The organism is Actinosynnema sp. NPDC053489, assembly GCF_044544865.1.
In the GTDB taxonomy this organism is placed as follows: Bacteria; Actinomycetota; Actinomycetes; order Mycobacteriales; family Pseudonocardiaceae; genus Actinosynnema.
On record NZ_JBITXT010000003.1, the window covers coordinates 550506 to 568144 of the forward strand.

The following is a 17639-nucleotide window of genomic DNA, read 5'->3' on the forward strand; positions in this document are numbered from 1 at the left end:
TCCGGCGTGACGCGCCTAGCATGGCCTGCGCGAACGTGAACGGCGCTCGTGCCGGTTGATCGGTCTGACCGAACATCGAGCACCGCTCGGCGCAGCCCTCCGACCGGCCGCCGGTTGATCAACGAGGGGTGCGACGTGGCCGCCGGGCCGTGATGCAGGATGGACGCAAATGAGTACCGACTTCAAGATGAGCACGCGCTCGGCCGTCGAGCGGTACTCGACTGCGCTGGTCGACCTCTCCCGCAGCATCCACGCGGAGCCCGAGCAGGCGTTCGCCGAGCACCGCAGCGCCGCCAAGGTCGCCGACCTGCTCGCCGCCGAGGGCTTCGAGGTCGACCGCGGCGTCGCGGACCTGGAGACGGCGTTCACCGCCTCCTTCGGCTCGGGTGACCTGGTGGTGGGCCTGTGCGCCGAGTACGACGCGCTGCCCGAGATCGGGCACGCGTGCGGGCACAACGTCATCGCCGCCGCGTCCGCCGGGGCGGCCCTCGCGCTGCGCGACCTGGCCGACGACCTCGGCCTCACCGTCCGGGTGATCGGCACGCCGGCCGAGGAGGTCGGCGGCGGCAAGGTGCTGATGCTCGAACGCGGGGTATTCGACGACGTGGCGTTCTCGATGATGGTGCACCCGGCTCCCTACGAGGCCGTCGCCGCGCGATCGCTCGCCATCACCGACGTCGAGGTCCACTACACCGGCAAGCCCTCCCACGCCGCCGCCGCGCCGCACCTGGGGGTGAACGCCGCCGACGCCATCACGGTCGCCCAGGTCGCCATCGGGCTCGCCCGCCAGCACCTGGAGCCGGGCCAGATGGTCAGCGGCATCGTCACCCGCGGCGGCGCCGTGCCCAACATCGTGCCCGCGCGCACCTCGGCGATGTTCGACCTGCGCGCCGACGACCTGGAATCGCTGCGCCGGCTCGAGGAGCGGATCAACCGCTGCTTCGAGGCGGGCGCGATCGCCACCGGCTGCACCCACGAGGTCGTCAAGGTCTCGCCGGTGTACGCCGAGCTGACGCCCGACCCGTGGCTCGCGGACGCCTACCGGCGCGCGGCCACGGAGCTGGGGCGTCACCCCATGAGCCCCGAGCAGGAGCTCAAGGAGAAGATCGGCAGCACCGACATGGGCAACATCACCCGTGCGCTGCCGGCCATCCACCCGACCATCGCCATCGACTGCGGAGACGCGGTGAACCACCAACTCGAGTTCGCGAACGCCTGTGCCACGGCATCGGCCGACCGAGCCGTGCTCGACGGGGCGCTCGCCCTCGCCTGGACCACTATTTCCGCTGCCACCGACGCGGAGCAGCGCGCGCGACTGCTGGCGGGTGGGGCATGACGGTCCTGGACTCGCGTCTGCCGGAGGAGGGTGCCGAGGTGCTGTTGACCGACCGTGGGGTCAGCATTGCCCCTGTGGATGATCCCGGTGAGGGCCGCGGGCCCTCGTGGCTGGACGACTGGCTGGCGGCGAACGCCTCCGAGGTCGTCGCCTGGCGCCGGCACCTCCACGCCCACCCGGAGCTGTCCCGCCACGAGTACGCCACCACCGAGCTGATCGCGGACGTGCTGCGCTCGGCCGGCCTCAAGCCGCGCATCATGCCCGGCGGGACCGGCCTGGTGTGCGACGTCGGCTCCGGGCCGCGGTGCGTCGCGCTGCGGGCCGACATCGACGCGCTGCCGCTGCCGGAGAACACCGGCGCGCCGTACTCGTCCACAGTGGACGGTGTAGCGCACGCGTGCGGGCACGACGCGCACACCACCGTGCTGCTGGGCGCGGCCCTGGCGCTCGCGTCGGCCACCGAGCTGCCCGGCCGGGTGCGCCTGGTGTTCCAGCCGGCCGAGGAGGTCATGCCCGGCGGCGCGCTGGACGTGCTGGCCGCGGGCGGGCTCGACGGCGTGGAGCGGATCTTCGGCCTGCACTGCGACCCGCGGCTCGAAGTGGGTCGGATCGGCACCCGGATCGGCGCGATCACCTCGGCCAGCGACATGCTGGAGCTGCGGCTGACCTCGCCGGGCGGGCACACCTCCCGGCCGCACCTGACCGCCGACCTGGTGCACGCGCTGGGCACCGTGATCACCGGCCTGCCGGGGTTGCTGTCGCGCCGCGTGGACCCGAGGTCGGGGACCGTGCTGGTGTGGGGCGCGGTGCACGCGGGCGAGGCGCCCAACGCCGTGCCGCAGGACGGCGTGCTGCGCGGGACGCTGCGCACCGGCGACCGGGACATCTGGGCCGAGCTGGAGCCGCTGATCAAGGAGTTGGTGGGCGCGCTGCTCGCGCCCACCGGCGTCGGCTTCGACCTGCACCACCGGCGTGGCGTGCCGCCGGTCGTGAACGACCGCGAGAGCACGATGCTGCTGCGCGCGGGCATCGAGGCGGCCCTGGGCGAGGACGCGCTGGCCGGCACGGAGCAGTCGTCCGGCGGCGAGGACTTCGGGTGGTACCTGGAGCACGTGCCCGGGTCGTTCGCCCGCCTGGGCGTGTGGGACGGCGTGGGCAAGCAGAAGGACCTCCACCAGCCCGGCTTCGACCTGGACGAGCGCGCCCTGCTGGTCGGCGTGCGGGTGATGGTGCACGCGGCGCTGGCCGCGCTGGCCTGATCGGGCCACCGGGCCGCCGACGCGCGTCGGCGGCCCGGTGTTCTCCCCTCAGCTCACCGGTTCGGTCAGCTCGGGGCGGGCCTCGGGCGCGGCGGAGCGCACGGCGTCGGCCGCCTGGTCGTCCGGTTCGGTCTGCGAGGCCCGTTCGGCCTCCACGCGGGCGGTGTAGACCGCGACCTCGTGCTCGACCACCTCGTCGCTCCAGCCGTGGACGCCTGCCATCAGGCGGGCCACCGCCAGGGCGCAGTCGACGCCCCGGTGCGGGTACTCGATCGAGATCCGGGTGCGGCGGGTCAGCACGTCCTCCAGGTGCAGCGCCCCTTCGTGCGACGCGGCGTAGACGACCTCGACCTGGAGGTAGTCGGGGGCGTGGGGCACGGGCTTGAGCAGCTCGGGGTCCGCCGACCCGAGCACCTCGTGGACGAGGGAGCCGTAGCGGTCCAGCAGGTGGCGGACCCGGTAGGGGTGCAGGCCGTAGCGGTGGGCCAGCTGGTCCGCCTGGTTCACCAGGGCGTGGTAGCCGTCCGCCCCGATCAGGGGGACCTTGTCGGTGATCGACGGCTGGATGCGGCCCGGCAGGTCGACCGACGCGGCGTCCACGGCGTCCGCGCCCATGACCCGGTACGTCGTGTACTTGCCGCCGGCGATCGCCACCAGGCCGGGGGCGACCCGGGCGACGGCGTGCTCGCGGGAGAGCTTCGAGGTCGACTCGCTCTCGCCCGCCAGGAGCGGCCGCAGGCCCGCGTAGACGCCCTGGATGTCGTCGTGCGTCAGCGGGGTGGCCAGCACCTCGTTGACGTGCTCCAGGATGTAGTCGATGTCCGCCCTGGTCGCCGCGGGGTGCGCCAGGTCGAGGTTCCAGTCGGTGTCCGTCGTCCCGACGATCCAGTGGTTCCGCCACGGGATCACGAAGAGGACCGACTTCTCGGTGCGCAGGATCATGCCGGACTCCGAGACGATCCGGTCCCTCGGCACGACGACGTGGACGCCCTTGGACGCGCGGACGCGGAAGCGGCCCCGGCTGCCGGACAGGCGTTGCAGCTCGTCGGTCCAGACGCCGGTCGCGTTGATCACCGCGTGCGCCCGCACGGACGTCTCGCGGCCGTCCTCGACGTCGCGCACCCGCACGCCGGAGACCCGGTCCGCCTCCCGCAGGAAACCCACGACCTGCGTGGACGTGCGCAGGACCGCGCCGTAGTGCGCCGCCGTGCGGCCGACCATCATGGTGTGCCGGGCGTCGTCGGCCTGGGCGTCGTAGTACCTGATCCCGCCGATCAGCGCGGTCGGCTTCAGCGCGGGCACCAGCCGCAGCGCGCCGGCCCTGGTCAGGTGCTTCTGGCCCGGCACCGAGCGCGCGCCGCCCATCGTGTCGTACATGAGCAGGCCGGCGGCGGTGTAGGGGCGTTCCCAGACGCGGTGCGTGAGCGGGTACAGGAACGACACCGGCTTGACCAGGTGCGGCGCCAGGCGGGTCAGCATGAGTTCGCGTTCCCGCAGCGCCTCGCGCACGAGACCGAACTCCAGTTGCTCCAGGTACCGCAGACCGCCGTGGAACAGCTTGGACGACCGGCTGGACGTGCCCGAGGCCAGGTCGCGGGCCTCGACCAGCGCCACCCGCAGGCCGCGCGTGGCGGCGTCCAGGGCGGCGCCGACGCCGACCACGCCGCCACCGATGATCACCAGGTCGAACGTGCCGGAGCCCAACCGCTCCCAGGCGTCCTCCCGTTCCCGCGGTCCGAGCCGGCCCGGGGTGGAGGTGTGCTGCTCAGGCATGCCCATCGACGCCTCCTGATGCTCGACTCGACTGGTCCGACCAGGACTGACTCGACCACGTTACCCGTCGGTACGCCACCCGTGGACAACCGGAGTGGCCGGAACTAGCGTCAACGCTCATCGTGGGGTGGGCAGCGCCGCCGGACCCGGACCGCGTTGCCTCCTGTCAAGGCGAGGAGGTCGGCGAGTGAGCAGTGGCTCGATCTTCGTGTGGGAATTGCTGGGCACCGCGATCCTGATCCTGCTGGGCGCCGGTGTGGTCGCCAACGTCACCTTGAAGGACTCACTCGGCAACGCCGGCGGGTGGCTCCTGGTCAACTTCGGCTGGGGTTTCGCGGTGTTCGCGGGCGCCAGCGTCGCGGCGCCGAGCGGCGCCCACCTCAACCCCGCGGTGACGCTGGGGTTGGCCGTCGCGGGCAAGACGCCGTGGTCCCAGGTCCCCGTCTACATCGCGGCCCAGCTCCTCGGCGCCTTCCTCGGCGCCGTGCTCGCGTGGCTGACCTACAAGCTGCAGTTCGACGCGCACGACGACCCGGTGAACACGCGCGGCATCTTCTGCACCGCGCCCACCATCCCCCGGGCGGGCTGGAACTTCGTGACCGAGGTGATCGGCACGTTCGTGCTGGTCGCCTGGGTCCTGCTGAGCCCGGGCGCGAAGGGCGCGACCGACGGCATCCCGCAGCTGGGCAACGCCGCGCTCGGCTACGCCGGTGTCGCGTTCGTCGTGATCGGCATCGGCGCTTCCCTCGGTGGCCCCACCGGCTACGCCATCAACCCGGCCCGCGACCTCGCCCCGCGCATCGCCTACGCGATCCTGCCCATCCGCGACAAGGGCAGCGCCGAGTGGGGCTACGCCTGGGTGCCGGTCCTCGGCCCGCTGGTCGGTGGCGTGCTCGCCGCCCTCCTGTACCTGGTTCTCCCGGTCTGAAAGGACTCCATCGCATGACGAAGTACGTGGCCGCGATCGACCAGGGCACGACGTCGACCCGGTGCATGGTCTTCGACCACTCGGGCCGGGTGGTCTCCGTGGACCAGAAGGAGCACGAGCAGGTCTTCCCCCGGGCCGGGTGGGTCGAGCACGACGCGAACGAGATCTGGACCAACACCCGGCAGGTGGCCGCGGGCGCGTTGGCCAAGGCCGACCTGACCGTCGCCGACATCGCCGCGGTCGGCATCACCAACCAGCGCGAGACCGCGCTCGTCTGGGACCGGACCACCGGGCAGCCGGTCTACAACGCGATCGTCTGGCAGGACACCCGCACGGACCGGATCTGCGCCGAGCTGGGCGCGCTGGGCGGCGGCCAGGAGCGGTACCGGGACAAGACCGGGTTGCCGCTGGCCACGTACTTCTCCGGGCCGAAGGTCCGCTGGATCCTCGACAACGTGGAGGGCGCGCGGGAGCGGGCCGAGGCCGGCGACCTGCTGTTCGGCAACATGGACACCTGGGTGCTGTGGAACATGACCGGCGGGGTCGAGGGCGGCGTGCACGTCACCGACCCCACCAACGCCTCCCGCACGCTGCTGATGGACCTCGACACGCTGAACTGGGACGAGGACATCGCCGCGGAGATGGGCGTGCCCCTGTCGATGCTGCCGGAGATCCGGTCGTCGTCCGAGGAGTACGGCAGGGTGCGCCAGCGCGGCGCGCTGGCCGGCGTGCCCATCGCGGGCATCCTCGGCGACCAGCAGGCGGCGACGTTCGGCCAGGCGTGCCTGTCGCCGGGCGAGGCGAAGAACACCTACGGCACCGGCAACTTCGTGCTGCTCAACACCGGCACGGACAAGGTGATGAGTGAGAACGGGCTGCTCACCACGGTCTGCTACAAGATCGGCTCGCAGGCGCCGGTGTACGCGCTGGAGGGCTCGATCGCGGTGACCGGGTCGTTGGTGCAGTGGCTGCGCGACAACCTCGGCCTCATCTCCGACGCCGCCGAGGTCGAGCAGTACGCCCGCAGCGTGGAGGACAACGGCGGCGCGTACTTCGTGCCCGCGTTCTCCGGGCTGTTCGCGCCGTACTGGCGGTCGGACGCGCGGGGCGCGATCGTCGGCCTGACCCGGTTCGTGAACAAGGGCCACCTGGCCCGCGCGGTGCTGGAGGCGACGGCGTTCCAGACGCGTGAGGTGATCGACGCGATGAACGCCGACTCGGGCGTGCCGCTCAAGGCGTTGAAGGTCGACGGCGGCATGGTCGTGAACGAGCTGCTCATGCAGTTCCAGGCGGACATCCTGGGCGTGCCGGTGATCCGCCCGGTGGTCAACGAGACGACCGCGCTGGGCGCGGCCTACGCGGCGGGCCTGGCGGTCGGGTTCTGGGAGTCGGAGGAGGACATCCGGCAGAACTGGGCCCAGGACAAGCAGTGGGACCCGCAGATGGACGAGGAGGCGCGGTCGGCGACGTACGCGCAGTGGAAGAAGGCGGTGACCAGGACGTTCGACTGGGTCGAGTAGCCCTGCCGGGGCGTCGCCGCGCGGCGACGCCCCTCCGGTCGGGTCAGGGGGTGCCCCCCCCGCCGGCGGTCAACCGGTCACGACCACCCGAAGTGCCTAGTCCAGGTCGTCGTGGCGCATGAGCTGGCGGCCTGCCTCGGTGATCGAGCCGGTCAGCGAGGGGTAGACCGAGAACGTGGTGGCCAGGTCGTCCACCGTGAGCTGGTTCTGCACGGCCAGCGTGATCGACAGGATCAGCTCGCTGGCGTTCGGCGCGACGACGACGCCGCCGATCACCACGCCCGTCGCCGGGCGGCAGAACAGCTTCACGAAACCGCGCCGCAGGCCCTCCATCTTGGCGCGCGGGTTCGTGGCCAGCGGCAGCATGATCGTGCGGGCGGGGACCTCGCCGGAGTCGATCGCCTGCTGGCTGATGCCGACGCTCGCGATCTCCGGGTTGGTGAACACGTTCGCGGCGACCGTCTTGAGCTTGATCGGGCTGACGCCCTCGCCCAGCGCGTGCCACATGGCGATGCGGCCCTGCATGGCGGCGACGCTGGCCAGCAGCAGCACGCCCGTGCAGTCGCCCGCCGCGTAGACGCCGGAGATGTTGGTCCGCGACACCCGGTCGACCGGGATGTACCCGCCGCGGCCGAGTTCGATGCCGATCTTGTCCAAGCCCAGGTCGGCGGTGTTCGGGACGGAGCCGACCGTCATCAGCGCGTGGCTGGCCTCGATCGTGCGACCGTCTTCCAGGTGAATCAGGACACCGTCGCCGACGTTCTCGACCCGGTCCGCGCGGGCGTGCTTGACCACCGCCGTGCCGCGTTCGGCGAAGACGTCCTCCAGCACCACGGCCGCGTCGGCGTCCTCGTGGGGGAGCACCCGGTCGCGGCTGGAGACCATGGTCACCTTCACGCCGAGTTCCGTGTACGCCGAGGCGAACTCCACACCGGTGACACCCGACCCGATGACGGCCAGGTGCTCGGGCAGCTCCGGGAGGTCGTAGATCTGCCGCCAGGTCAGGATCCGCTTGCCGTCGGGCTCCGCGCCGGGCAGCACGCGCGGGGTCGCGCCCGTGGCGATGAGCACCACGTCGGCCGGGAGGACCTCCCTGCCGCCGTCCTCGGTGAGGGCGACGACCTCGTGCTGGGCCAGGCCGCGGGCGTTGTCGCAGAACTTGGCGACGCCGTTCAGGATGCGCACGCCCTCGCGCTGGAGGCGGGCGCGGACGTCGGCGGACTGGGCGAGCGCGAGGCCCTTCACCCGGCCGTGGACGACCGGCAGCTCGACGGCCGCCTCCGCGTTGTCCGTGCGAATGCCCAGCTCACCGGCGTTGCGGAAGGCGCTGCGGCCGCCCGCGGAGGCGATGAACGTCTTGGACGGCACGCAGTCGTAGAGCACGCAGGCGCCACCGAGGCCCTCGCGTTCCACGATGGTCACGTCGGCCCCGTGCTGGGCCGCGACCAGTGCCGCCTCGTAACCTGCGGGGCCGCCGCCCATGATGACGATGCGGGTCACGACACGTCCTCCTCCTGGTCATCGGCGCTGTTCGCGCCGCCGGCAGCCGCAGGTAACCGTACGCGGTCGGGTGTCGGGGTGTGTCGTCCGGTCTTCTGGTCCTTCGCGGTGATCGCGAGGTCGCTAGGCTGTGGGCGTGCCGCTCTATGCCGCGTACGGGTCCAACATGGACCCGAACCAGATGATGGAGCGAGCGCCCTACTCCCCCATGGCGGGGACGGGGTGGCTCGCCGGATGGCGTCTGACGTTCGGTGGCGAGGACCTGGGCTGGGAGGGCGCGCTCGCCACCATCGTCGAGGACCCCGACTCGCAGGTGTTCTGCGTGCTCTACGACGTGAGCCCGCGTGACGAGTCCCGCCTCGACCGCTGGGAAGGCGCCCTCGGCCTGTACAAGAAGATCCGCCTGCGGGTCCAGACCCTGGAGGGCTCGGTCACCGCCTGGCTCTACGTGCTGGACGCGTACGAGGGCGGTCTTCCCTCGGCCCGCTACATCGGCGTGGTGGCCGACGCCGCCGAAGCCGCGGGCGCCCCCGACGACTACGTCGCCGACCTGCGCACCCGCCCCTGCCAAGGCATCGGCCCCTGACCCCCGCGAGAGTCCAACGTTCACGTCGCGTGAGTCCAACGCTCAACGCGCGTGAGTCCTACACCCAGAACGCGTGAGTCCTACGTTCAGGACCCCCGAGTTCAACGCTCAACTGTCGGAACAGCCGTGCGGGGTTGCGGAGGTCCGAGGCGTCGGCCCGCAGCACCTTCCACCCGCGCCGCCGCAGGTCCTCGTCACGGGCCTGGTCCGCCTCGGCCTTGTCGACGTGCGCCGCGTAACCGTCGTACTCCAGGGCCACCCGGGCGTCCGGCCACGCGAAGTCGAGCCGCCAGAGCTCACGGCCGTCCAGGTCGCGAACGGGGTGCTGGGGCTCCGGCAGCGGGAAGCCGGCCTCGGCGATCGTGAGCAGGAGCGTGCTCTCCGCCGGTGACTCGGGCAGTCCCGTGGCCAGGTCCAGCAGGAACACGCCCTGCCGCCGTCCCCGGTGGTCACGGCGGGTCGCGATGCGCACGGTCAGGTCGGCCTTGAACGCGGCACGCTCCTGCGGAGGGAGGGCACCGAGTGCCTGATCGGCGCAGGCCAGGGCCGTGGAGCGGCGACGGCTGCGGCACAGCAGGTCGGCGATGGCGTAGTCGAGCATCATGCACCGCAGCCCGTCGACCTCGACCACGTCCGCCGGGTCGTACTGGTGGTAGTGGACGGCGAGGCCGGGGCGGGGGCGGAGCCTGCGGTCGTAGTCCAGGAGGATGTGCACGCGGTTGGTCTCGGCCGCCGTGCAGCCGTGCAGCCAGGCCGCCGTGTGGTCGGTGAGCACGGCGTCGGGCCCGGCCATGAGCAGCGCGGCGGCGGCCCGGGTGTGCAGGCTCATCATGCGTTCGCGCTGGATGACGACCGTGCGGCAGTAGTTGACGAGGTGGCCGTCGCGGATGGCGCGGCTCACGGCTTGCCGGCCGATGTGGTCGTGCAGCCGCGTGCGGGGGTAGGCGCCGTGGAGGCCCGGGGGCAGTTCGATCATGCATAACCGAGTGGCGGGACTCCCGATCCCGTACACGGTTCACCTGATCGTGGGAAGCCGCGATGCGTGAGCGTTGAACTCACGGCGTCCGAACGTAGGACTCTCGCGGGCTGACGGTTGGACTCACGCGCCGTGAAGGTAGGACTCTCGCGAGCTGGGGGTTGGACTCACGGGGTGGTCAGGGATTCCAGGTGGTGGAGGAGGCGGCGGGAGTCGACGGGGGCGACGGTGCTCCACGGTTGTTGGCCCGGGGTGGCGCGGCGCAGTTGGATGTAGCGGCCCTGCGGGGTGTCGAAGAACGACACCACGTGGTCCTGGCGCACGCGCTTGCCGTACTTGTCCCGGCTCGCCGCGCCGAACTGGCCGCGGTGACCCGCGTCGCGGAACATGTCGGCCAACGTGTGCGCGTCCTGCTGCCGGATGCCCCGCGACAGCAGCGCCTGCTCCAGCTCGTCCGGCGTGTTGGACACGGCCGCGGCGGCGTCCAGGTCGGCGCTCGGCAGCGTCACGGAGTGCCCGGGCCCGGCCGGGAGCTGCGGCAGCACGGACAGCGCCTCCCGGGCCAGCCCCTCGGCCGACGCGGGCCGCAGCGTCAACCGGTCGTGCTCCAGCACCGCCAGCACGCCCGACTGGCCCTTGGCCGCCGCCAGGACGCGGACGCTGTGCCCCAGCCACAACCGGCCGTCCACCTCGTGCCGCGGCCGGTTCAGCAGGTGCAGCAGGTCCTCCAGCACCGGGTCCAGCGACACCGGGCGGCCGAGACCGCGCCGGTCCAGCTCCGACCACGCCCGCTGCTCCAGCTCGGCGCGCTCGGCGTGCGTCTTGCCCGGCGACGGCACCTTCAGCACCAGCGGCATGGTCTCCAGCCGCAGGTGCTCCCACAGCACGTCGAACTCCAGTGCCGAGATCGTCACGGGTTCGCGCAGGTCGTTGTCGCCCAGGTCCAGGCCGAACGTCGTCATCAGCGGGTGGTGCTCTCCCCGATCACCGGTGGCGAGATCATCCCGCCGACGCCGTAGATGTCGTCGGTCTGCCGCAGGTAGTCCGCCGCGTCGTGCGTGGCGTCCTCTTCCTCCTCCGCCGCACGCGGACCGCCCAACCCGCCGAACGGGTCGAACACCTGCTGCGCCGGGGCGGGCGTGCTGCGCTTGTGCACGGTGTCGTTGCCGCCGACCTGGCTGCCGGCGCCCATCAGCGACCCAGTGGACCCGCCGGGGGCCGCCACCGCGTGCTGCGCGTTGGCCGTCGCGAACGCGCCGATCTCCGCCGAACTCGCCGTCGTCGTCCCGCTGGGCAACGCACCGCCGGGCAGCAGCTGCTGCTGGCTCGACGACGACCCCGACCCGGAGCCGCTCGCGCCACCGCCGCCGGAACCGCCCTGCTGGCCGTTGCTCGTCTCGGTCGACCCCGAGGCGTTGTTGCGCCGGTCCTTGGTGTTGCCGCCCTGCTGGCCACCGCCGCCGATCACGTCGCCCGGCCCGTACCCGCCCGGCGTCGAGCCGGGGCCCGTGCCGGAGGCGGACGCCGGGGTGGTCGTCGTCGCCGTCGACGGCCTGGTCGACCCCGAGGAACCCGACGACCCGGACCACGACGTGCCCGTCGACCCGCCGGGCGCGGGCTGCGCCGGGCGCGGCGCCCAACCGCCACCGCGACCGCCACGACCACCGCGCCACCCACCGCGGCCACCGCCGCGCCCGCCGCGCGGACCGCCGTAGCCCCAACCCGGCGCGGCCACGCCCGCCGAGTCGTTGCGCACCACGTCCGGGGTGCTGATGACCAGCTGCGGCGGCTGGTGGAACTGGCCCAGCGTGCTGGTGTTCGAGGTCGTGCTGGAGGCGTAGGTCGACATGACCTCGCGCGCCCGCTGCTCGGCCGCGTTCTTCGCCTTCTCCTGCGCCTCGAAGTCGGTCTGCCCGCCCACCAGGTTCGTCAGCGCGGTGACGAGCAGGTTCGGCTCCTCCGCGGTCACCTTCACCGGCGGCGGCATGTCCGCGCGCGCCTTGGCGATGTAGTCCGCCTGGAGCTCGGCCGACACGCGCATCACCTCCGCGCCGGCGCGGGCGTCGTCGGCCCACGCGGCCAGCGGGTTGATGCCCGACCGCGCCTTCTCCGCGGCCTGGCCCTCCCAGGTCGCCCCGGACCGCAGCACGCCGGCGTGCAGCTCGGCGTTGATCTCGGTCAACGCGGCGGAGACGCCCTGCCACCGCTCCACCGAGGCGTGCGAGGCCCTGGGCCCCGGCCCGGAGTTGATCTGCTCGTACAGCTCTTCGTGGCTGTACCCGCTCCAGCGGTGTCCGTCGGGCATGATCTTCCCCTTGCCTGCGCCGGGCGCTCAGCGGCGGCCCTGCTGTCCCATCAACCCGGTGTTGTCTTCCTCGATGGACCGGTACTGCTGCTCCACCAGGGTGAGCGCGTCCATCGCCGACTTGAGCTGCCGCTGGTAGTTCTCCAACGCGATCAGCGCCGAGTCGCCCGATTCCAACGACCGCTCGTTGAACCGCTCCGCCGCGTCCTGGCTCACCGGGTCACCCGCCCACGGGCGGACCCGCACCTCGGTGATCGCCAGCTCGATCTGCTCGTCCAGCTTGGTCAGCGCGCCCGCGAACGCGCTGCGCAGGCCGGGAATCGCGCCGGGCTCGACGTTCAACGTGTGCGCCAGGGGCGGTGGTGAGCCCGTGTCAGCGCCGTGGCCGTGGTCTTCCGACGGCATCGACGACCTCCCGCCTTCCTCGTTCCCGTCACGCGTCATCCGGTTCCCGCGCAAGGTCACTCTAGCCACACGGTCCGACAGCGGGGAGTAGGTGGACCCGACATCGCCCGCGTGGATCAGCGCCGCTGCAGCAAACCGGCTACCGCCGCTTCTGCCGCCCGTTGCGCCCCCTGGCACAGAGTGTCCTGCTTGGCCGCCGTTTCGTTACCGCCGTCGCGGAACATCACGTCGAGGAACTGCCCCTCCGCGACGTCCACCTCGACGTTGCACACGTTCTCCATGCCCGGTGTCCGCACCGTCAAACCCGGGAACCCGGAGATCGTGGTCTGCTCCACGTGCACCTGGGCGTTCTCGCTGAGCCACACTCCCACGCCCTCCACTGTGACGAGGGCGAGCCGCACGACGTTCCCGCTGATGTTGCTGCGCATGGTGCACGCCTTCGCGTTGCCGAAGCTCGACTCCACGTACGGGCTGGGCGGGTTGTCCAGGCTCAGCTGGACGCGCTGCTCCTCCGACAGCACCTCGCACGGCTCGACGCGGTCCAACCGCAGCTCACGGGGCCTGGGCGGCAACGACGGCACGGTGGTCGCGGTGACGTCCAGCGGTTCGTCGACGCGGCCGTCGGCCTTCTTCTCGGGGACCGGGGTGCAGGAGGCCAGCACCAACGCGCAGAGCGTGGCGGTGAGCACCCGAGCACCCCTCATGGACACCTACCGTAGCCGGGTCCACACGCCAAGTGGACCCTCGGCTGTGAAGCCGCACTTCGCGGCGACCCGCCGCGCGGCCTCGTCCGGTGGTCTGGCGGTGATCAGCGGGAGGTCGAGGAACCCGAAGCCGAACCGCAGCACGGCGCCGGTCGCGCGGGTCGCGATCCCCCTGCCGCGCAGCCCCGGTGTCGTCCAGCAGTCCAGCTCGCCGGCGGCGGTCAGCGCGACCACGCCGACGGCCGTCCCGGTGAGCTGGTCGCACACGGCCCAGGAGCACGACTCCTCGGCGTGCCACTGGCGCGCGCGTTCGGCGATGTGCGCGCCGGCCGCGTCCAGGTCCGGGAAGAGACCGCCGCCCACCAACGCCACCCGGTCGTCGATGCGGTCGTCGGCGCGGAGTTGGCGCAGGTAGAACTCACCCGCGTTGATCTCGACGGCCTCCATGCGGGCAGAGGCTAGTCCGTCACGAACCCGTCGTGCCGCCGGGCCAGCTCTTCGACCAGCCCTCGGTGGGCGGACGCGGGCCGGTCGTCGGGACCGGTGGTCAACTCCACGACCCAGTCGGCGTCCTCCAGGTCGTCCTCGCCGGCCAGCACGTCCTTGTGCACCGCGCACGGCGACCAGCCCGCCCCGGCCAGCTCCCGCGCGGCCTCCTCCGCGTCCCCGCGGTCGTGCAGCACCAGCAACAACGTGCCGTCACCGTCGTCGTCGCCGTCCGGGTCGTCCAGCAGGCCGCGCGACGACAACGCCCCGTGCAGCGCCGGGAAGTCCGGCGTGTGCACGGCGTCGATCCCGAGGGTTCGGGCGGCGTCGACGTTCACCGCGTTGTCGTCGCAGAACAACGTCCCCGACGGGGCGTGCCGCAACTCCCGCAACGCCCGCCGGAACACCTCGGGCGCCGGCTTGGCCACCCCGAGCCGGGCGGACGACAGCACCTCGTCCACCTCCCGGTCCAGGCCCAGCTCCGCGAGGTCGCGCGGCAGCCGGTCCGTCGCGTTGGACAGCAACGCCACCCGGCACCGCCGGCGTGCCCGCCGCACCAGGTCCAGCGCTTCGGGGACGACCTCGCCGACCCGCGTCCACGCCGCCACCGCCTCGGCCGCGCGCTCCGGCGCGAGCCCTTCGGAGGCCAGCCGCTCCCGCACGGCCGCGCGCCACTCCTCGTCGGTGGCGCGGCCCGCGATGGCGGGGTCGGACAGGGCGAACGACACCCGCGCCAGCGTGCCGCGGGGCAGGCCGAACCGGTCCTCGACCGGCGCGTCCGGCGGGAAGCGCCGCAGCACGCCGTCGAGGTCGAGCAGCAGCAACGTCGGCGCGCTCACCGCCTGCCCATCCGTCCGACGACCAGCGCCACCAGGGGGATCAGCAGGAACACCAGCGGGAACTTGGTCACGAAGAACAGCACCACGCTGATGATCGCCACCGCGGTGATGGCCGCGCTGCCGAGCCGCGCGTCCACGGCGAACCCGCGCTGGGCGGGCGCGGGCGCGAGCGGTTCGAGTTCCGTGAACCGCGGTCGCGGCGCGGGCAGGTCGGCGAACAGGTCGTACAGGTCGCCGCGGGTCTTCGCGGTCGCGACGCGGGCGGAGCGGTCGCCGTACTCGTCCACCGTCAGCCGCCCCTCGCCGAGGTGCGTGCCGAGCAGCCCGAGCGCGTGCTCCCGCTCCGCGTCGCCGATCCGGATCTCCCGCTCGCTCACCCGGGTGAGCCTATTCCTTGATCTCGCAGATCACCGTGCCCTGGGTGACGGTCGCGCCCGGCTCGGCGGCCAGGCCGGTGACGACGCCCGCCTTGTGCGCGGTGACCGGGTTCTCCATCTTCATGGCCTCCAGCACGACGAGCAGCTCGCCCGCCTCGACCTGTCGGCCGTTCTCGACGGCGACCTTGACGATCGTGCCCTGCATCGGCGCCGCCACCGCGTCGCCGGAGACCGCCGCGCCGCCCTTAGCGCCACCGCGCTTGCGCGGCTTGGCCTTCGCGCCCGCCTTGGTCGCGACACCGCCGCCACCGCCGCCGAGCACCAGGTCGCCGGGCAGCGAGACCTCCAGGCGACGCCCGCCGACCTCGACGACCAGCGTCTGCCGCGCCTCGGCCTCCTCGGCCTCCGCGCCGTCGGTGAACGGCGCGATGGTGTTGTCGAACTCGGTCTCGATCCACCGCGTGTGCACGGTGAAGCCGTCCTCGGTGCCGATGAACGCCGGGTCGCGCACGATCGCGCGGTGGAACGGCAGCACGGTCGCCATGCCGTCCACCACCATCTCGTCCAGCGCGCGCCGGGCCCGCTCCAGCGCCTGGTTCCGGTCCTCGCCCGTGACGATCAGCTTCGCCAGCAGCGAGTCGAACTGGCCGCCGATGACCGTGCCGCTCTCCACGCCCGCGTCGACCCGGACGCCGGGGCCCGACGGCGCGGTGAACGTGGTGACGGTTCCGGGCGCGGGCAGGAAGTTGCGGCCCGCGTCCTCGCCGTTGATGCGGAACTCGATCGAGTGGCCGCGCGGGGTCGGGTCCTCGGTGAAGCGCAGCACCTCGCCGGCGGCGATGCGGAACTGCTCGCGCACCAGGTCGAGGCCCGAGGTCTCCTCGCTGACCGGGTGCTCGACCTGCAGGCGGGTGTTGACCTCGAGGAAGGAGATGGTGCCGTCCACCGCGACCAGGTACTCGACCGTGCCGGCGCCGTGGTAGCCGGCCTCCTTGCAGATCGCGCGGGCCGAGCGGTGGATCTCGGCGCGCTGCTCGTCGGTCAGGAACGGCGCGGGCGCCTCCTCGACCAGCTTCTGGTGGCGGCGCTGCAACGAGCAGTCGCGCGTGCCGACGACGATGACGTTGCCGTGCTGGTCGGCCAGCACCTGCGCCTCGACGTGCCGCGGCTTGTCCAGGTACCGCTCGACGAAGCACTCGCCGCGGCCGAACGCCGTGACGGCCTCGCGCACCGCGCTGTCGAACAGCTCGGGGATCTCCTCGATCGTGCGGGCGACCTTGAGGCCGCGCCCGCCGCCGCCGAACGCCGCCTTGATGGCGACCGGCAGGCCGTGCTCCTCGGCGAACGCGATCACCTCGTCCGGGCCGGACACCGGGTCCTTGGTGCCGGGCACCAGCGGCGCGCCGGCGCGCATCGCGATGTGCCGCGCGGTCACCTTGTCGCCCAGGTCCCGGATCGCCTGCGGGGTCGGCCCGACCCACGTCAGGCCCGCGTCGAGCACCGCCTGCGCGAAGTCGGCGTTCTCGGACAGGAAGCCGTAGCCGGGGTGCACGGAGTCCGCACCCGCCCGCTTGGCCACGTCGAGCAGCTTGTCGATCGACAGGTAGCTGTCCCCGGGCGTGCTGCCGCCCAGGGCGAACGCCTCGTCCGCCAACCGGACGAACGGGGCGTCCCGGTCCGGGTCGGCGTACACGGCGACGCTGGCCAGACCGGCGTCTCGGCAGGCACGGATGACCCGGACGGCGATCTCACCGCGGTTGGCGACGAGGACCTTGCGCAGCGACACGACGTCCTACCTCCTGGCAACGCTGGGACTTGGAGCGGCAATGGTCGGGGAGTTTAGTGACCTGTCCGTTCCCGGTGACCGAGAGACAGCTCACGCTTGGGTGGAACAATCGGGAATCGTGACACGCCCGCCTGCGGCCGCGCTTATGACAGCTTGCGCAGCTGTGCTCATCACTATCGCGGGACTGGTCTTCGCCTGGTCACTGCGCCCTCCTCCGGCCGCCGACCCGGGCACCGTCGCGCCCCGGGACGAATTGCGCTGCGGCGCGGCGGCGTGCCGTTCGGTGGTGAAGCAGGAGGTCGGCCTCGATTCAGTGGAACTGCTCGTCGGCGTCCTCTCGGGCCGGATCAAGACCAGCGGCGCTTCGGGGCCCAACGTCTTCGAACTGACCATCGCGTCTTCGGGAGCCCGGATCGACGCGTCGTCCCTGCAGTGCGTGGACGCCGAGGTGGCGGTGTGCCTGGCGCGCGGCGAGGTCCGGGGCGAGATCGAGGGCGAGGTGCTCGTGCGGCGGTCCGGGGCGTGGTCGCGGGTGCAGGCGCCGTACGTGGCGGGCGGCGGTCACCTCGGGCTGCACGACGTGGACGGTGACGCGGTCGCCGACGTCGTGGCCGTGCAGCGGGGGTGCCCGGCGGGGGTGGCGTGCGAGCGGTGGTTCGCGCAGGTGTTCTCGCCGACCCGCGGCGAGCTGGGGTGCACGCCGGTGGTCGGCGGTGCGGAGGCGTTGCCGGGGTGGCCCGCCGTGGCGCCGGACGCGTCGGAGCTGCGCCGCTGCGGCACGTGACGGGGACCGGAACGCGGAACCCGGGGGTCCCGGGCGTTCGACACGAAGGGCCCGGGTGTTCGACACACGCGCGTG

17 protein-coding genes are annotated in these 17639 nt (G+C 72.6%); 6 read left to right on the forward strand and 11 right to left on the reverse strand.

What is annotated here, in order from left to right; all coding sequences use genetic code 11:
• The first annotated feature begins 169 nt into the window (after nucleotides 1–169).
• Nucleotides 170–1336: a M20 family metallopeptidase gene (locus ACIGNX_RS09350; RefSeq protein WP_396538003.1), complete on the forward strand. Its 1167-nt coding sequence runs from the start codon at nucleotides 170–172 to the stop codon at nucleotides 1334–1336.
• On the forward strand, nucleotides 1333–2595 hold the full coding sequence (locus ACIGNX_RS09355; RefSeq protein WP_396538005.1) for a M20 family metallopeptidase: 1263 nt from the start codon (nucleotides 1333–1335) through the stop codon (nucleotides 2593–2595). The genes ACIGNX_RS09350 and ACIGNX_RS09355 overlap by 4 nt, the downstream gene beginning before the upstream one ends.
• A 48-nt stretch (nucleotides 2596–2643) precedes the next feature.
• Here ACIGNX_RS09355 and ACIGNX_RS09360 read toward each other — a convergent pair whose 3' ends face one another.
• The gene (locus ACIGNX_RS09360) at nucleotides 2644–4374 is read right to left on the reverse strand and encodes a glycerol-3-phosphate dehydrogenase/oxidase (RefSeq protein ID WP_396538007.1); all 1731 of its coding nucleotides are present in this window, start codon (nucleotides 4372–4374) and stop codon (nucleotides 2644–2646) included.
• A 181-nt stretch (nucleotides 4375–4555) separates the two neighbouring features.
• Between ACIGNX_RS09360 and ACIGNX_RS09365 the strand changes: the two genes are divergently transcribed.
• Complete coding sequence (locus ACIGNX_RS09365) at nucleotides 4556–5296, forward strand: MIP/aquaporin family protein (RefSeq protein WP_396538009.1); 741 nt, start codon at nucleotides 4556–4558, stop codon at nucleotides 5294–5296.
• Between the two features lie 14 nt (nucleotides 5297–5310).
• A complete protein-coding gene (gene glpK / locus ACIGNX_RS09370) occupies nucleotides 5311–6816 on the forward strand; it encodes a glycerol kinase GlpK (RefSeq protein WP_396538011.1) in 1506 nt (501 codons plus the stop codon).
• A 96-nt stretch (nucleotides 6817–6912) separates the two neighbouring features.
• Here the strand turns inward: glpK and ACIGNX_RS09375 are convergent, their stop codons facing one another.
• Nucleotides 6913–8316 carry an NAD(P)H-quinone dehydrogenase gene (locus ACIGNX_RS09375; RefSeq protein WP_396538013.1) on the reverse strand — a complete coding sequence of 468 codons (1404 nt, stop codon included), beginning with the start codon at nucleotides 8314–8316 and terminating at the stop codon, nucleotides 6913–6915.
• 136 nt (nucleotides 8317–8452) lie between these two features.
• On the opposite strand from ACIGNX_RS09375, the gene ACIGNX_RS09380 reads away from it, so the two are divergent.
• The gene (locus tag ACIGNX_RS09380) at nucleotides 8453–8902 is read left to right on the forward strand and encodes a gamma-glutamylcyclotransferase family protein (RefSeq protein ID WP_033429064.1); all 450 of its coding nucleotides are present in this window, start codon (nucleotides 8453–8455) and stop codon (nucleotides 8900–8902) included.
• 58 nt (nucleotides 8903–8960) lie between these two features.
• Here ACIGNX_RS09380 and ACIGNX_RS09385 read toward each other — a convergent pair whose 3' ends face one another.
• From ACIGNX_RS09385 to ACIGNX_RS09425, 9 genes are all read right to left on the reverse strand, one after another.
• Nucleotides 8961–9878: a DUF559 domain-containing protein gene (locus ACIGNX_RS09385; RefSeq protein WP_396538015.1), complete on the reverse strand. Its 918-nt coding sequence runs from the start codon at nucleotides 9876–9878 to the stop codon at nucleotides 8961–8963.
• A 167-nt stretch (nucleotides 9879–10045) separates the two neighbouring features.
• Nucleotides 10046–10840: an ESX secretion-associated protein EspG gene (locus tag ACIGNX_RS09390; RefSeq protein WP_396538017.1), complete on the reverse strand. Its 795-nt coding sequence runs from the start codon at nucleotides 10838–10840 to the stop codon at nucleotides 10046–10048.
• The gene (locus ACIGNX_RS09395; RefSeq protein ID WP_396538019.1) at nucleotides 10840–12183 is read right to left on the reverse strand and encodes a PPE domain-containing protein; all 1344 of its coding nucleotides are present in this window, start codon (nucleotides 12181–12183) and stop codon (nucleotides 10840–10842) included. The genes ACIGNX_RS09390 and ACIGNX_RS09395 overlap by 1 nt, the downstream gene beginning before the upstream one ends.
• 27 nt (nucleotides 12184–12210) lie before the next feature.
• Nucleotides 12211–12588 carry a transcriptional regulator gene (locus ACIGNX_RS09400; RefSeq protein ID WP_396538021.1) on the reverse strand — a complete coding sequence of 126 codons (378 nt, stop codon included), beginning with the start codon at nucleotides 12586–12588 and terminating at the stop codon, nucleotides 12211–12213.
• Between the two features lie 116 nt (nucleotides 12589–12704).
• Nucleotides 12705–13292 (reverse strand): DUF3558 domain-containing protein, encoded by a 588-nt coding sequence (locus ACIGNX_RS09405; protein WP_396538023.1) that lies wholly within the window; start codon nucleotides 13290–13292, stop codon nucleotides 12705–12707.
• Nucleotides 13293–13298: 6 nt separating this feature from the next.
• The gene (locus ACIGNX_RS09410; RefSeq protein WP_396538025.1) at nucleotides 13299–13739 is read right to left on the reverse strand and encodes a GNAT family N-acetyltransferase; all 441 of its coding nucleotides are present in this window, start codon (nucleotides 13737–13739) and stop codon (nucleotides 13299–13301) included.
• An 11-nt stretch (nucleotides 13740–13750) separates the two neighbouring features.
• On the reverse strand, nucleotides 13751–14617 hold the full coding sequence (locus tag ACIGNX_RS09415; RefSeq protein ID WP_396538027.1) for an HAD-IA family hydrolase: 867 nt from the start codon (nucleotides 14615–14617) through the stop codon (nucleotides 13751–13753).
• Entirely contained in the window at nucleotides 14614–14994 is a 381-nt protein-coding gene (locus ACIGNX_RS09420) for a DUF1707 domain-containing protein (RefSeq protein WP_396538029.1), read from the reverse strand. Before ACIGNX_RS09420 ends, ACIGNX_RS09415 begins: the two co-directional genes overlap by 4 nt.
• 10 nt (nucleotides 14995–15004) lie before the next feature.
• Nucleotides 15005–16780, reverse strand: a complete 1776-nt coding sequence (locus ACIGNX_RS09425) for an acetyl/propionyl/methylcrotonyl-CoA carboxylase subunit alpha (RefSeq protein WP_396538031.1) — start codon at nucleotides 16778–16780, stop codon at nucleotides 15005–15007.
• 163 nt (nucleotides 16781–16943) lie between these two features.
• Here ACIGNX_RS09425 and ACIGNX_RS09430 point away from each other — a divergent pair, with 163 nt between their 5' ends.
• Nucleotides 16944–17564, forward strand: a complete 621-nt coding sequence (locus ACIGNX_RS09430; protein WP_396538033.1) for a hypothetical protein — start codon at nucleotides 16944–16946, stop codon at nucleotides 17562–17564.
• Nucleotides 17565–17639: the final 75 nt, after the last annotated feature.